The sequence below is a fragment of the Actinoallomurus acaciae genome (genome assembly GCF_042429965.1).
Taxonomy (GTDB): Bacteria; Actinomycetota; Actinomycetes; order Streptosporangiales; family Streptosporangiaceae; genus Actinoallomurus; species Actinoallomurus acaciae.
Map to the genome: position 1 here is coordinate 1 of NZ_JBHLZP010001288.1, position 567 is coordinate 567.

Below are 567 nucleotides of genomic sequence, written 5' to 3' on the forward strand. Positions count from 1 at the left end.
TCGGCTGCATTGTCGACAGTTGTAAACATTGCGAAGAGTGTGAAGATGGGCTGGAAAACTACTGTGATCACATGACCGGAACCTATAACTCGCCGACACCGGATGAACCGGGCCATACTCTGGGCGGCTACTCACAACAGATCGTCGTTCATGAGCGATATGTTCTGCGTATTCGTCACCCGCAAGAGCAGCTGGCGGCGGTGGCTCCTTTATTGTGTGCAGGAATCACCACGTACTCGCCGCTACGCCACTGGCTGGCCGGGCCGGGTAAAAAAGTGGGCGTGGTCGGCATCGGCGGGCTGGGACATATGGGGATTAAACTGGCCCACGCGATGGGGGCGCATGTGGTGGCATTTACCACTTCTGAGTCAAAACGCGAAGCGGCAAAAGCCCTGGGAGCCGATGAAGTTGTTAACTCACGCAATGCCGATGAGATGGTGGCTCATGTGAAGAGTTTCGATTTCATTTTGAATACAGTAGCTGCGCCACATAATCTCGACGATTTTACCACCTTGCTGAAGCGCGATGGCACCATAACGCTGGTTGGTGCGCCTGCGACACCGCATA

Annotated in this window: 1 pseudogene; it reads left to right on the top strand. The window is 54.7% G+C overall.

Annotation, left to right across the window (positions count from 1 at the left end):
* Window positions 1-567, top strand: a pseudogene (gene yahK, locus ACFFNX_RS52620) (NADPH-dependent aldehyde reductase YahK); the annotation flags it as partial.